At 61.8% G+C, this 14,464-nt stretch carries 13 protein-coding genes and 3 pseudogenes; 11 read left to right on the top strand and 5 right to left on the bottom strand.

Features of this window, described 5'->3' with window-relative positions; translation table 11 throughout:
- Positions 1–9: 9 nt before the first annotated feature.
- Positions 10–492 (bottom strand): GNAT family N-acetyltransferase, encoded by a 483-nt coding sequence (locus NL154_RS26525; RefSeq protein ID WP_210632239.1) that lies wholly within the window; start codon positions 490–492, stop codon positions 10–12.
- Positions 493–721: 229 nt separating this feature from the next.
- On the opposite strand from NL154_RS26525, the gene NL154_RS26520 reads away from it, so the two are divergent.
- Positions 722–1,660 (top strand): transglutaminase domain-containing protein, encoded by a 939-nt coding sequence (locus NL154_RS26520; protein WP_434734528.1) that lies wholly within the window; start codon positions 722–724, stop codon positions 1,658–1,660.
- 185 nt (positions 1,661–1,845) lie between these two features.
- Here NL154_RS26520 and pcaF read toward each other — a convergent pair whose 3' ends face one another.
- Genes pcaF through NL154_RS26505 form a run of 3 tightly spaced genes read right to left on the bottom strand, consistent with a single transcriptional unit; the run spans position 1,846 to position 4,455 of the window.
- On the bottom strand, positions 1,846–3,051 hold the full coding sequence (gene pcaF, locus NL154_RS26515; protein WP_210632237.1) for a 3-oxoadipyl-CoA thiolase: 1,206 nt from the start codon (positions 3,049–3,051) through the stop codon (positions 1,846–1,848).
- A 10-nt stretch (positions 3,052–3,061) separates the two neighbouring features.
- Complete coding sequence (locus NL154_RS26510; protein WP_430961522.1) at positions 3,062–3,751, bottom strand: CoA transferase subunit B; 690 nt, start codon at positions 3,749–3,751, stop codon at positions 3,062–3,064.
- Positions 3,748–4,455, bottom strand: coding sequence for a 3-oxoacid CoA-transferase subunit A (locus tag NL154_RS26505; protein WP_434734527.1), 708 nt, complete (start codon positions 4,453–4,455; stop codon positions 3,748–3,750). Before NL154_RS26505 ends, NL154_RS26510 begins: the two co-directional genes overlap by 4 nt.
- A gap of 132 nt (positions 4,456–4,587) precedes the next feature.
- On the opposite strand from NL154_RS26505, the gene NL154_RS26500 reads away from it, so the two are divergent.
- Entirely contained in the window at positions 4,588–5,346 is a 759-nt protein-coding gene (locus tag NL154_RS26500; protein WP_210632234.1) for an IclR family transcriptional regulator, read from the top strand.
- 55 nt (positions 5,347–5,401) lie between these two features.
- Here NL154_RS26500 and acpA read toward each other — a convergent pair.
- A pseudogene (gene acpA, locus NL154_RS26495) lies at positions 5,402–6,107 on the bottom strand (acid phosphatase); the annotation flags it as partial.
- Positions 6,108–6,113: 6 nt separating this feature from the next.
- On the opposite strand from acpA, the pseudogene NL154_RS26490 reads away from it, so the two are divergent.
- From NL154_RS26490 to NL154_RS26450, 9 genes and pseudogenes are all read left to right on the top strand, one after another.
- Positions 6,114–6,458, top strand: a pseudogene (locus tag NL154_RS26490) (cytochrome c peroxidase); the annotation flags it as partial.
- A 239-nt stretch (positions 6,459–6,697) separates the two neighbouring features.
- Positions 6,698–6,898 carry a type II toxin-antitoxin system VapB family antitoxin gene (locus NL154_RS26485; protein WP_210632655.1) on the top strand — a complete coding sequence of 67 codons (201 nt, stop codon included), beginning with the start codon at positions 6,698–6,700 and terminating at the stop codon, positions 6,896–6,898.
- A complete protein-coding gene (locus NL154_RS26480; protein ID WP_221123299.1) occupies positions 6,895–7,278 on the top strand; it encodes a type II toxin-antitoxin system VapC family toxin in 384 nt (127 codons plus the stop codon). Before NL154_RS26485 ends, NL154_RS26480 begins: the two co-directional genes overlap by 4 nt.
- Positions 7,279–7,838: 560 nt before the next feature.
- Positions 7,839–8,086, top strand: a pseudogene (locus NL154_RS26475) (FitA-like ribbon-helix-helix domain-containing protein).
- Positions 8,083–8,505, top strand: a complete 423-nt coding sequence (locus NL154_RS26470) for a type II toxin-antitoxin system VapC family toxin (RefSeq protein WP_434734526.1) — start codon at positions 8,083–8,085, stop codon at positions 8,503–8,505. Before NL154_RS26475 ends, NL154_RS26470 begins: the two are co-directional and overlap by 4 nt.
- 105 nt (positions 8,506–8,610) lie before the next feature.
- A complete protein-coding gene (locus NL154_RS26465) occupies positions 8,611–9,537 on the top strand; it encodes an ArsR/SmtB family transcription factor (RefSeq protein WP_210632230.1) in 927 nt (308 codons plus the stop codon).
- 211 nt (positions 9,538–9,748) lie between these two features.
- Complete coding sequence (locus NL154_RS26460) at positions 9,749–11,257, top strand: alpha-N-arabinofuranosidase (RefSeq protein ID WP_434734525.1); 1,509 nt, start codon at positions 9,749–9,751, stop codon at positions 11,255–11,257.
- Between the two features lie 180 nt (positions 11,258–11,437).
- Positions 11,438–13,342, top strand: coding sequence for an ABC transporter substrate-binding protein (locus NL154_RS26455; RefSeq protein ID WP_434734524.1), 1,905 nt, complete (start codon positions 11,438–11,440; stop codon positions 13,340–13,342).
- Positions 13,343–13,459: 117 nt separating this feature from the next.
- Positions 13,460–14,464: an ABC transporter permease gene (locus NL154_RS26450; protein WP_221097308.1), complete on the top strand. Its 1,005-nt coding sequence runs from the start codon at positions 13,460–13,462 to the stop codon at positions 14,462–14,464.

The raw sequence follows: 14,464 nt of genomic DNA, 5'->3' as shown, positions 1-14,464 counted from the left end.
ACGTGCCGTTTAGAGAGTGCGGAACATCACCAAGGCGTCGACATAGCCCTCGGTCGGATGAAGGAAGACGCCGGGCAGCCGGCCGACGATGTCGAAGCCGAGCGATTGCCACAGCGCGACGGCGCGGCGATTGCTGCTGACGACGAAGTTGAACTGCATGGCCCGAAAACCCCGCAAGCGGGCATGCTGCAGCGAATGTTCATGCATGCGGCGGGCGACGCCGCGGCCTCTTGCGGCGGGATCGGTCATGTAGCCGCAATTGCAGACGTGGCGCCCGCCGCCCGCCTGATTGGCCTTGATGTAATAGGTGCCGAGGATAATGCCATCCTCTTCCGCGACGAAGGTCTCGCGGTCCGCTCCCATCCAGTAGGCGAGCGCATCGACTTCGGAAAGATCGCGATCGAGCGCATAGGTCTCGCCGGCGCGGATCGTCGGGCCGATGATCCGCCAGATCGCGCTTCGGTCGTCGTCGTTTGCGAGTCGGATCAGCATGCCGGGTTTTTATCGAAGGAGATCGCGGCACGCAACGTTCCGCGCGTTTCATAGCGCGGCCGGTTATATCGTGCCGGTTACGATGCGCCCTGCCGGGAGCGAACAGCGCGCTGTCTTCACAAAGCTCCAGGGGCGAATAAGGCGCAAACGTCAGCAACCAGGATCAAACACCCCTTCAGAGCCCATGGCAGAACAGGCGTACCGGCAGTCCATCCGCAGGAGGTTTATCATGAACGCCAAGGCCCTTTCCGCCCCTTGCGCGGGCAATGATGGCGCGCAGCATTGCAAGCATGAACATTATACAAGACATTCTGCCTTTAGCGCGCCCGGCCGCCATTCTGCGCTCCTCGACATACTGCCGTCCGATCCGGCCGGCGTTGCCCACACGGCGCAGGCTTTGCTGATCTACGAGCACGCCGCAGAACCATTCTACGGTTACAAGGTTCCCGAAGCGCGCCGCGGCGAAAGCCACGTCCGGCCGTTGGAGAAGATGCTCGATGCGTTGCTGGTGCTCGACGACCGTCCGCTCTCCGTCGCCCGGCCGCCCCAGAAGCGTCTGGTCGGAATCTGCCGCCATTACATGTTGCTGTCCGTCGCAATCCTTCGGCAGCACGGAATTCCCGCCCGTGGCCGCGGAGGCTTCGCCACTTACTTCAATCCGGGCAAGTTCGAGGATCATTGGGTATGTGAGTATTGGAAAGCGGCTGATGGGCGCTGGGCCCTGCTGGACAGCCAGCTCGACGGGGGTTTCATCCGCAATCTCGGAATTCGTTTCGACATCCATGACGTTCCGCGCGCCCAATTCCTGACCGCTTCCGAGGCCTGGCGCAGATGCCGCAGCGGAGAACTCGATCCAAATCTGTTCGGCATCGAGTTTGAGCAGCTTCGTGGTCTGTGGTTCATCGCCGGTAACCTGATCCGAGATCTCGCCACTCTCGACGGTCGCGAAATCCTGCCTTGGGACGTTTGGGGAGCGCAACCCGCGTTAAATGCGACGCTTTCGCATTCCGAACTGGATTTCTTTGACGAGGTCGCTTTGATTACGGCCGATCCAGATGCAGATTTCGATGCGTTGAGCCGGCGTTTTTCCGAGGATCCTAAACTACGGCTCCCGCACACGGTCTTCAACTCATTGCGACGGCGTCAGGAAAGCGTGCTCGAGGGCTGAAGCGCTGCAAGATTGCCCACGCTTTCAGACTGAAAGGACCTGCTTTCCCACTGCCCATGACCCATGCGCGCAACCGGAATCCATCTCCCGTGATAGGATTTCGCGTCTGAAATGATGTGCCGCGGCAACGGAGCACCTTCAGCTGGAGATGCGGCGCCTCTCGATATCAAGCGTCGGTTTTGCGCTCAAACCCTCTCGAGCGCGATCGCAATCCCCTGCCCGACACCGATGCACATGGTCGACAGTGAATACCGTCCGCCGGTTTCGGCAAGCTCCAGCGCCGCCGTGCCGGTGATCCGGGCGCCCGACATGCCGAGCGGATGGCCGAGCGCGATCGCGCCGCCATTGCGGTTCACCCGTTGATCGTCATCGACAATGCCGAGTTCGCGTAGCACCGCCAACCCCTGGCTAGCAAAGGCCTCGTTGAGTTCGATGACGTCGAACTGCTCCTGGATCAGGCCGAGCCGCGCCATCAGCTTGCGCGAGGCCGGGATCGGCCCTACGCCCATCACCCGTGGCGGAACGGCGGCAGATGCGCCGCCGAGGACGCGGGCAATCGGCGTCAGGCCGTATTTTCGCGCCGCCGCTCCCGAGGCGACGATCAGCGCCGCCGCTCCGTCATTGACACCGGAGGCATTGCCCGCCGTCACCGTGCCGCCTTCCTTCTTGAATGGCGTGCCAAGTTTCGCCAGAGCCTCGATCGTCGTCGCGCGCGGATGCTCGTCCTTGTCGACGATGACGGGCTCGCCCTTGCGCTGCGGGATGGTGACCGGGATGATCTCCTTCGCCAGCCGTCCGCTCGCCTGTGCTGCCGCCGCCTTCGTCTGGCTGCGTAGCGCGAAGGCATCCTGGTCCTCACGGCTGACATGGTAGTCCTCGGCGACATTCTCACCGGTCTCTGGCATGGAATCGACGCCGTACTGCTTCTTCATCATCGGGTTGACGAAACGCCAGCCGATCGTGGTGTCGTGGATTTCGGCGGCCCGGGAAAAGGCCGTCTCGGCCTTCGGCATAACGAAGGGCGCGCGCGACATGCTTTCGACGCCGCCCGCGATCATCAGCTCCGCCTCGCCAGCGCGGATGGCGCGCGCCGCAGTGATCACCGCATCCATGCCGGAGCCGCAAAGCCGGTTGATCGTCGTGCCCGGCACCGCGACCGGCAGGCCGGCGAGCAGCGCCGACATGCGCGCGACATTGCGGTTGTCCTCGCCCGCCTGGTTGGCGCAGCCGAAGATCACGTCGTCGACGGCTTCCCAGTCGACGCTGCCGTTGCGCGCCATCAGCGCTTTCAGCGGGATGGCGCCGAGATCGTCGGCCCGCACCCCAGAAAGCGCGCCGGCGAAGCGGCCGATCGGCGTCCTGATATAGTCGCAGATGAAGGCTTCGGTCATGGCGTTTCCTTTAGAGTTTCGGGACGACGAGATCGGCCACCGGCCCCTCGAGATGGAGGGCCGCGCCGGTCATCGCCTGCAATTCCTCCAGCGACATGGCGGCAAGCTTCTCGCGCAGGACGAAACGGCCGTCGACGATGTCGATGACGGCATGGCTGGTATAGACGCGGGTGATGCAGGCCACACCCGTCAGCGGAAAGCTGCATTTCTCCACCAGCTTCGGCTCGCCTGTCTTGGTGACGTGCTCGGTGATGACGCAGACCTGCTTGGCGCCATGCACCAGGTCCATGGCGCCGCCGACCGCCGGCACGCCCTTGCTGCCGACCCGCCAGTTGGCGAGATCGCCGTTCTCCGCCACCTGGTAGGCGCCGAGGATCGCGACATCGAGATGACCGCCGCGCACCATGGCGAAGCTGTCGGCATGGTGGAAGAAGGCGGCTCCCGGCTTCAGCGTCACCGCCTTCTTGCCGGCATTGATCAGATCCCAGTCCTCTTCGCCTTCGGCTGGCGGCTCGCCAAAATTGAGGATGCCGTTTTCGGTGTGGAAGATCGCCTGGCGGCCGGGCGGCTGGTAGCGGGCGACCATTTCGGGAAAGCCGATGCCGAGGTTGACATAGGCGCCGTCGGCAATGTCCTGGGCGGCGCGCCAGGCGATCTGCGCATTGGAAAGTTTGATGTCGTCCCTGATATCGACGGTCATGCGTAGGCCACTCCGGCTCGGATGAGCTCTTCTTCCTGCTGCGGATGGGGGACGGCGACGAGACGGTCGACGAAGATTCCGGGGGTCACCACATGCTCGGGATCGATGCCGCCGGCCGGCACGATCGAGGAGACCTGGGCAATCGTCCTGGCCGCCGCCATGCACATCAGCGGATTAAAATTGCGGCCGGCCTTGTTGTAGGTGAGGTTGCCGTGGACGTCGCCGACCTGAGCCTTGACGATCGCAAAATCGGCCTTCAGCCAGCGCTCCTGCACATAGTGGCGGCCGTCGAATTCGGCGATGACCTTGCCCTCGGCCAGTTCGGTGCCGTAGCCGGTCGGGGTGTAGAAGGCCGGAATGCCGGCGCCGCCGGCGCGGATGCGCTCGGCCAGCGTTCCCTGGGGCACCAGTTCGAGCTCAATCTCGCCGGCCAGATATTTGTCGGTGAAGGCGCGCGGATCCGAGGAGCGCGGGAAGGAGCAGATCATTTTCCGGACCAGGCCGGCATCGATCATTGCGGCGATGCCGATGCGGCCGTTGCCGGCATTGTTGTTGATCACAGTCAAGTTTTTCGGGCCCTTGTCGATCAGGGCATGGATCAGCTCGATCGGTGCGCCGGAGCCGCCGAAACCGCCGATCATGACGGTGGCGCCGTCGTCGATTTCGGAGACGGCCTGCGCCGTGCTCGCGATTGTCTTGTCCATGGGGAACTCTCCTCAGCCCTTCCTTGTCATTAGAATAGAAGGCAGCAGGAGCAGCGGCAAGATATTTTGTGCGTTATTTGACTTTTGTTCGTATATCGCACACAATAAGAAATAGAGTGGAGAAGCGAATTCATGCGCGAAACCGATTTCGTCAGCGGCTTTGCCCGCGGCCTGAAAGTCATCGAAGCCTTCGGCGAGACGCGCCCGCGGCTGTCGATCGCCGAAGCCGCTAAGCTGACCGGGCTCGACCGCGCCACCGTGCGCCGCTCGCTGCTGACGCTCGCCGAGCTCGGTTATGCCGATTACGATGGCAAGTTCTTCACGCTGACGCCGAAGATATTGCGGCTCGGCCATGCCTATCTGGCGGCGACACCGCTGCCGGCGCTGTTGCAGCCGCATCTCGATCATCTCTCGGAACAGGCCGGCCAGAGCGCCTCGGCCTCGGTGCTCGACGGCACCGAGATCGTCTATATCGCCCGGGCCGCGCAGCGCCGGGTCATGTCGATCAATCTCACCCCCGGCAGCCGCCTGCCCGCCTATTGCGCCTCGATGGGCCGGGTGCTGCTGGCAGCCCTTTCCGAAAACGAGGCGCGCGCCATCCTCGCCCGCAGCGAGCTCAAACAAAACACGCCAAAGACCAGGACCGACCCGGAAGAACTGATCGAAGAATTCCGCCGGGTGCGCGCCGAGGGCTACGCCATCATCGACCAGGAGCTGGAAATCGGCCTCTGCTCGATCGCCGTCCCAATCGAAAACGACCGCGGCGAAACGATCGCGGCGATCAATATCGGCGCGCCGGCCGCCCTCGTCCCGGCCGCCGAGATGAAAGCGCGCTATCTCGAACTGCTGAAGGAAACGCAGGCCGCCTTGCGGCCGCTGCTGCGCCGGTGAAGAAGAGCCTGAAGGCGGCGCGGCCCCAGTTAAAACCGGGGCCACGTGCAATCGGTCAATGCGTCAGCTCGAGCGCGGCTGTGAGGTCGCCCAGCGGCGGCTGGCCGTTGGCGCGCAGCGCCGTGTCGCGGGCGGCAGATCGTAGCGCGCGGTGATCAGACGGATGATCGAAGTCGTATCGTGCTGGGTGTGATCGACCATGCCAGCCCTGGCGAAGGGCGAGATGACGAAGGCCATGCGGTTGCCCGGGCCCCCAGCGGTCGGCTTTCGGCGGCGCGACGTGATCCCAGAAACCGCCATTCTCGTCATAGGTGACGATGACCAGCATATGGCCCCATTGCGGGCTCTTCTCGAGATGCGAGACGATATCGGCAAGATGCTGGTCGCCGCTCGAAACATCGGCATGGCCGCCATGTTCGTTGAGGTTGCCCTGCGGCTTGTAGAAGGAGACGGCCGGCAGCTTGCCGTCGTCGATATCTTTCAGGAAGGCCTCGCCGGCCAGGCCGCCATCCTTCAGATGTTCGGCACGCGCCGGGGTGCCCGGGGGCGAAATTGGCGAAATAGTTGAAGGGCTGGTGGTGGAACTGAAAGTTCGGCACCGGCGTGACGTTCTTGCCGTCAAGGGCCGCCTGCCAGGCGCCGCTTTACCAGGCCCAGCTGACGCCCTTCAGCGACAGGAGATCGCCGATGGTGGTTTCATGTTGCGGCGGCAGGGTCGTTGCCGCATTGGGATCGGCATAGGCTGGATCGCCGTCCTTGGCGGCGCCGAGGCCTTCGCCCGGGCCGAGACGCTGACCGCACTCGGCCGCAAACTTTTCTCGGATCCATCGCTGTCGGCCTCCGGGCTGCAGGCCTGCGCCTCCTGCCATGACCCGGCGCATGCTTTCGGCCCGGCATCGGCCGCGCCGGTCGAATTGGGCGGCGAGCATATGGACCGGCCGGGCCTGCGCGCCGTTCCGACGCTGCGCTACCTGCAGGCCGTGCCCGCCTTCACCGAGCATTATTACGATTCCGAGGACGAGGGTGACGAAAGCGTCGACAACGGCCCGACCGGCGGCCTGACCTGGGACGGCCGGGTCGATCGCGGCGCCGATCAGGCGAAGATCCCGCTGTCCGCCCTTCGGCCGGAAACCCGGTGATGCGCCCGCACTGACCGATCCCGAGATCGACGACATCGTCGCCTTCCTCGGGACGCTGACGGATGCCGATCTGCAGCCCGAGGCGAACGGGCACTGACGCAATCGCTGAATAGGCTGAAGGTTCTAACAATTTCCGACGTATCGGGGTCGAGCCAAGCATGGATTTCAGCACCAAATGGTGCTATTTAAGCGTCAGAATAAGGAACTGGACGATGCGATCGACTATTAACCTCGACGACGCTCTCATGCAAAAAGCCAAGGCCCTGACCGGCACAAAAGAAACTGCCGCTCTCGTCCGCCAAGCGTTGGAGACACTTGTCCGGGTGGAATCCGGAAAACGCCTCATCGCGCTCGGGGGAACCATGCCGGAGGCAGAGGCAGCCCCACGACGCCGGAGCGCCGTGGCCAAGTGATTCTGGCGGACACTTCGATTTGGATTGATCATTTCCGCCATGCCGATCCAGAGCTGCGCAAGATTATCGAGGATGATCGTCTCCTGTGCCATCCGGCTGTGATTGGCGAGTTGGCTCTTGGCAGCCTTCGCAATCGCGGCAGCGTTATCGCTTTCCTCGCGGCCCAACGCGAAGTCGCCGTCGCCACACACGACGAAGTCATGGTGATGATTGATCGCCACAACATTTTCAGCATGGGCATTGGCTATACGGATGCCCATGTGCTGGCCTCGGTCCTCCTTGATCGGCGAGCAGCCCTCTGGACCAGAGACAAGCGTCTGCAGGGAGCAGCCGGAAAGGCGGGCGTTTCACTATACACCCCGGTCGATAGGCGCAGCTAATTGCCGACACTTAGTTTCGTGCCCGCCTCTGCTTGCGTTTTGATTTTCACCGAGCGCAATCAAGGCAGCCTGCGCCTGCTGGCCAGGGATCGCGCGCGCCTAGCGCCCAAATGACTTTGACCGCGAGAGCTCGAGCTTCGTCAAATTCCAGATAAGCTGGAACCCACAAGCAAGCTTGAGACAACGCTTCTATAGCTTCCGGCGCTTTCAATTCAGCCAAAGCGGATACGACATCCTCATGTTTAAAATGAGTATCCTTGCGCAGCAATTGTTTAAGAAGATCCAGACTCTCCTTGGTAAAACCAAATTGAAGCCAACAATCAAAGCGCATTCCGTGTGAAGGATGCCGGACAGGCCCGCATTCTGGCGATTCTCCAGGGCGAGTTTGCTACAGCACAAACCAGACTGCCCTTGGAGCGGCTCTATTGTCTCGAAGACACGATAGCCCAACTGGCTGCGAGTCGTGGACTGATAGACTGAGAATTGAAACGCGTTTCGTGACCGTTGCTTGAGAACATGCATCAATGATTTATATGCTATCATTGATGAATGGAGGCAAAATGGCCAGCATGACGATCCGCAATCTGGATAAGGGATTGAAGCAGCGGCTGCGCGTTCGCGCCGCGACGCATGGCCGTTCCATGGAAGATGAAGCACGCGATATTCTGCGTACGGCACTTGCGACCCCGAGCCGGCAGCGCGCAACCTGGCCGAGATCATTCGCGCCCGCCTGCAGCCGGTCGGGGGAGTTGAACTCGAAATTCCACCCCGAGAGCCGATCCGCGACGCGCCGGACTTCGACGCGTGATCATTCTCGATACCAACGTCGTTTCCGAACTGCTCACGCCGGCGCCGACTGCGGCTGTCATCGACTGGCTGGGCGCACAACATCCCTCATCGGTATTTACGACAGCGGTCACCGAAGCGGAAATTCTATATAGCTTGCGCCTCCTCCCTCCCGGTCGGCGCCGAAGTGATCTCGAGGCGGCGGTCCTGCCGATATTCAATGAGGATTTCAGTAGCCGTGTCCTGCCATTCGATCGTGACGCGGCAGATGTCTACGCCATCATTGCCACCGACCGTCGCAAGGCCGGCAGGCCGATCAGCCAGTTTGACGCACAGGTCGCGGCGATCACCATCTCGCGCGGCGCTTCACTCGCTACCCGCAATGTGTCCGATTTCGAGGGAATTGGCTTGCAGATCATCAATCCGTGGAAGTATCGCTGAGCCAGCATCGAATGCAACTCGTATAATCCAGTCCTGGTCGGCCCAACTATCCCTTGATGCATCATAATTTCCGATATACATCATTACTTCGGAAATTATGGGGACATGATGGAACGTTCGTTTTTAACGATCGCCGCCGGCGAGAATAGTGAGGCCATTCGGGCGCTTTCGGCGCCGGCGCGGATCGAGATCTTGAAGCTGCTCTGCGCCAAGGGACCGCTCAACATCAACGATATCGCCCAGACGCTTTCCCTGCCGCAATCCACCGTCGCCACCGGCATCCAGATCCTCGAGGATGCCGGGCTGGTCGATTCCAGGCTCGCCAAGGCGCGCAAGGGCAACCAGAAGATCTGCTCGGCGGTCTATAGCGAGATCCTGATCAGCTTCGAGGAAAGTGCGGCGCAGCGGGCCAACAATATCATCGAGGTCGAGATGCCGGTCGGGCTCTATACGAGCTGCGACGTGCATGCGCCCTGCGGCCTCTGCTCGACCGAAAGCGTCATCGGCCCGCTCGATGTGCCCGACTATTTCCTCGATCCGCAGCGCATGCAGGCCGGGCTCGTCTGGTTCGGCAGGGGTTATGTCGAATATAAATTTCCAAACAATGCCAAGGTGTTGAACAAGGAAATCCGGGCGATCGAATTTTCGCTGGAGCTGTCGTCCGAGGTGCCGGGCACCAATCCGGACTGGCCGTCCGACATCACGCTCTGGGTCAACGGCATGGCGATCGGCACCTGGACCTCGCCCGGCGATTACGGCGACAAGCGCGGCGCCTTCACGCCGGCCTGGTGGAAGCTCGAGGGATCGCAATACGGGACGATGAAAACCTGGCGGATCTCGACGCGCGGCACCTTTATCGACGGTATCGCCGCATCCAATATCACGCTCAGCGATCTGGCGCTTGGCCAGCATTCCTCGATCCGGCTGCGCGTCGGCATCGCCGAGAACGCCGGCCATACCGGCGGCGTCAATATCTTCGGCCGCGGCTTCGGCAATCACGGCCGCGATATCATCATGCGGCTGCATGTGTGAATTTATAATATCGGATATCCTGATTTAAAAATTGCATTTATTTCCTATTTCAGTAGCCGCTAAATTTAGGCAAGTTATTGTATCTTAACATCTTTCATCCGGATAAGCATTAGTATGATTAAATCAGCCTCTCGGTTGACATCACCACATTCCTGATATCAAGTTAGAGGCACGAAAACAAAAATCCTGATACATAAACGGGGAGGATCCGTTGAAGACCAATGTCGTTGCCCACCGCGATTTTCGCATCGCGACCATTGACGCCAGGCTCTACAGCTCGTTTCTCGAGCATCTCGGCAGAGCGATCTACGGCGGCATCTACGAGCCCGGACATCCGACCGCGGACGAAGACGGCTTCCGCCGCGACGTGCTCGATCTGGTGCGTGAGCTCGACACGCCCTACTGCCGTTATCCCGGCGGCAATTTCGTCTCGGCCTATAATTGGGAAGACGGCGTCGGCCCGCGCTCGGAGCGGCCGGTGCGCCTCGACCTTGCCTGGCGCACCCGCGAAGCCAACCAGGTCGGCGTCAACGAATTCGTCGACTGGTGCAAGAAGGCCAATACCAAGCCGATGCTCGCCGTCAACCTCGGCTCCCGCGGCCTCGACGCCGCCCGCAATTTCCTAGAATATTGCAATCATCCCGGCGGCACCTACTGGTCGGACCTGCGCCGCAAGCACGGCTGGTCCAATCCGCATGATGTCAAACTCTGGTGCCTCGGCAACGAGATGGACGGCCCCTGGCAGGTCGGCCACAAATCGGCCTATGAATATGGCCGGCTGGCGGACGAGACGGCGAAAGCCATGCGCGGCTTCGACAAGTCGCTCGAGCTCGTCGTCTGCGGCTCGTCGAATTCCGACATGAAGACCTATCCGCAATGGGAGGCCGAGGTTCTCGACCAGTGCTATGACAGCGCCGACTACATCTCGCTGCACATGTATTTCGCCAACCGCGAGAAGAACACGCTGAACTATCTTGCCCGGGCGACCAAGCTCGACCGCTACATCACCACGATCGGCGGCGTCATCGACTATATCAAGGCGAAGAAGCGCTCGAAGAAGACGATCGGCATTTCCTTCGACGAATGGAACGTCTGGTATCATTCCAACCAGCAGGACAAGGAGATCCTGGCGCGCGACGAATGGCCGAATGCGCCGCATCTGCTGGAGGACGTCTATAATTTTGAGGACGTGCTGCAGGTCGGCGGCATCCTCAACACCTTCATCCGCCGCTCCGACCGGGTGCGCATCGCCTGCATCGCCCAGCTCGTCAACGTGATCGCCCCGATCATGACCGAGGATGGCGGTGCGGCCTGGCGCCAGACGATCTATTATCCGTTCTACTACGCCTCGCGCTATGGCCGCGGCACGGCGCTGCAGCTCGTCGTCGACGGCCCGACCTACGACAGCGACGAGGAGAACGAGGTTCCCTATCTCGACGTCTCGGCGGTGCATTCCGAGGATGGCCGGTCGCTGACCTTCTTTGCCGTCAACCGCCATCCCGATAGCGCGCTCGATCTCGACGTGCGGCTGGAAGGTTTCGGCGGCGCCCGGCTGATCGAGCAGGTGGAGATGACCCATGGCGATCTCGAAGCCGTCAACACGGCGCGGCGGCCGGAGACGGTCGTGCCCACGCAGGTCGAGAGCGCAAAGATAGAAGACGGACGGGTGCGGGCGGCGCTGAAGCCGCTGTCCTACAACGTCATCCGGCTGTCGGTGTGACAGCCGCCGCCGGTGCCGATCGGCCCGGCTGAGAAATCGGCCCCCTGCGAGGAGGCAGGCGGCCGGAGGATGGTTCGCCGAAGCGTCAGGCTCACAAGCCCGCTTCTGCGAACCGACAACCGCGACATGCCCCTGCGTGCCTCGAAGGCCGCCGCATCGTCGCTTACAAGGGAGGAGTTCATGCAAAAGTGGAAGAGGTTTGCATTCGGCTTCGTGCTGGCCACGCTCGGTCTGACCGGTCTGGCCATCGCCGAAGACTACACCTCCTTGCCGCGCAAGGAGACGCTCATCGTTGAAAATCCGGAAGGGACGATCAAGAATCCCGGCTGGTTCAACATCTGGGTCAATGGCGGCGGCGGGGTTTCCACCGGCCTGCAGCAGCTGACCATGGATACGCTCTGGTATATCGACCCCGAACAGGGGCTTGGCGGCGCGGCCTGGGACAATTCGCTCGCCGCCGACAAGCCGCAATATAATGCCGACTTCACCGAAATGACCGTGAAACTGCGCAAGGGGCTCTACTGGAGCGACGGCGTGGAATTCACCGCCGACGACGTCGTCTATACCGTCAAGACGCAGATGGACCATCCCGGCATGGTCTGGAGTGCGGCCTTCTCGGTGCAGGTGGCAAGCGTCGAGGCGACCGATCCGCAGACCGTGGTGTTCAAGCTGAAGAAGCCGAATTCGCGCTTCCATGCGATCTTCACCGTGCGCTGGAACGGCGCCTGGATCATGCCGAAGCATGTGTTCGAGAAGGTCGAAGATCCGCTGCGTTATGATTTCGCCAATCCCGTTTCGCTCGGCGCCTACAAGCTGAAGGCCTACGACCCGCAGGGCAAATGGTATACCTGGGAGAAGCGCGACGACTGGCAGCGCACCTCGCTTGCCCGCTTCGGCGAGCCGGCCCCGAAATACGTGACCTATACCGATCCCGGCCCGCCGGATAAGCGCACCATCGCCCAGCTCGAGCACAATCTCGATATCATCCACGACAATACGCCGGAGGGCATGTTCACCCTCAAGGAGAAGTCGAAGACGATCGACACCTGGTTCCCGGGCTTCCCCTTCGCCCATCCGGATCCGACGCTGCCGGCCGTGATCTTCAACACCCAGGAAGCGCCCTTCGACAAGGCCGATGTGCGCTGGGCACTGGCCCTCCTGATCGACATCAAGGCGGTCGACATGGCGAGCTACCGCGGCGCGGCGACGCTTTCCGCACTCGGCGTGCCGCCGACGGCGGCGACGATGAAAGACTATCAGGCGCCGATGCAGGACTGGCTGAAGGATTTCGAAATCGATACCGGCAAGAGCAAGATCAAGCCCTATGACCCGACGGTCGGGCAACAGATCGCCGATATCCTGCGCAAGCAGCCGAAGTTCAAGGACCAGATTCCGACCGATCCGGAAGCGATCAGCGGTGCCTTCGGTTACGGCTGGTGGAAACCGAACCCGAAAGCGGCCGGCGAACTGCTGGAGAAGGCCGGCTTCAAAAAGTCAGGCGGCAAATGGCTGACCCCTGACGGACAGCCCTTCAAGATCCGCATGACGGTCGAAGGCGACACACGCTCGGTCTTCACCCGCGCCGGCACGCTGATTGCGCAGCAATGGGCAGCCTTCGGCATCGACGCCAAAGCCGTGCCGGCCGCGAAACTGTGGCAGACGGCGCTGCAGCCCGGCGATTTCCAGGTGGCGATCGCCTGGAGCGTCGAAACCTGGGGCGGCGATCCCGACCTCTCCTTCTTCCTCGACAGCTGGCACTCCCAGTTCGTGGCCAAGAAGGGCGAGGTTCAGCCGCCGCGCAACTGGCAGCGCTGGTCCAATCCGGAGCTCGACAAGATCATCGAGAGCATCCGCGGCATCAGCGCCGATGATCCGAAGGGCATGGAGCTCGGGAAGGATTATCTGAAGCTGGTCGCCCGCGAAATGCCGACGATCCCGCTGATGTCCTATAACGTCTTCACTTCGATGGATACGACCTATTGGACCGGCTATCCCACCATCAAGGACCCCTATACGGATCCGGTGCCGAACTGGGCGAACTCCAGGCTGATGATGGTCAAGCTGAAACCGGCTCAGCCGAAATAACCCTCCCAACGCCGGCGCGCGAGCCATCGCGCCGGCCCCCTTATCGGCGGGCATGTGCCTCGGTTGCCATGCTCGTCGATCCTTTCAAGAAGGGAAGCAGAGAGGAACCACTGCCTTATGACGCCCTATCTGATCTTTGTGCTGAAGCGGTTTGGTCAGTTTCTGCTCGTCGTCTTTCTCGGCGTGACGATCACCTTCTTCGTCACCCACCTGACCCCGATCGACCCGGTCGAAGAAAGCATAGGCGCCATCACCCAGATGGGCCAGTCCGATCCCAATGCGATCGAGCTGATGCGCCAGTCGCTGCGCGAGCTCTACGGCATGCAGGGCTCGATCTGGGAGCAATATCTGCATTTCTGGCTGCGGCTTGCCACAGGCGATCTCGGCCCCTCGCTCTCGGCCTTTCCGACCCCCGTCTCCACCATCATCCTGCGCTCGCTCCCCTGGACGATCGGCCTGATGACGGTCTCGACGCTGATCACCTTCGTGCTCGGCAATGCGATCGGCGCGCTCGCCGGCTATTACCGCAAGGACATGGTGCTGAAGGCCGTCAGCCTCGTCTTCATCGCCATGCTGCCCATCCCCTATTACATCCTCGCCTTCGTGCTGCTCATCGTCTTCGGCTTCATCTGGCCGGTGCTGCCGATCAATGGCGGCTATGAGATGAACGCCAATCTGGACCTCTCCTTTGCCCTGGTCGTCGACATCCTCAAACACTCGATCCTGCCGGCCTTGTCGCTGATCCTGGTCGGCGCCGGCAGCTGGCTGATCGGCATGCGGGCGCTGGTTTCCAACATCATCACCGACGACTATGTCGTCTTTGCCGAACTCGGCGGCGTCCCGAAGGGCAAGATCCTGCGCTCCTACATCGCCCGCAACGCCATGGTGCCGCAATTCACCGGGCTTGCCATGTCGCTCGGCGCGATTTTCAACGGCACTGTCATCACAGAAATCGTCTTCGGCTATCCCGGCATCGGCAATCTCTTGATCGAAGCGGTGCATGCCGGCGACTACAGCCTGGTGCTCGGCCTCAGCGCGCTGTCGATCGTCGGCGTTGCCGCCGCCGTTTTCATCATCGACGTGCTGAGCCCGCTGATCGATCCGCGCATCAAGGTGGAATAG

This window comes from Rhizobium sp. YTUHZ044, from assembly GCF_051123975.1.
Lineage (GTDB): Bacteria > Pseudomonadota > Alphaproteobacteria > Rhizobiales > Rhizobiaceae > Rhizobium.
This window is presented reverse-complemented; position numbering and strand designations above follow the sequence as displayed.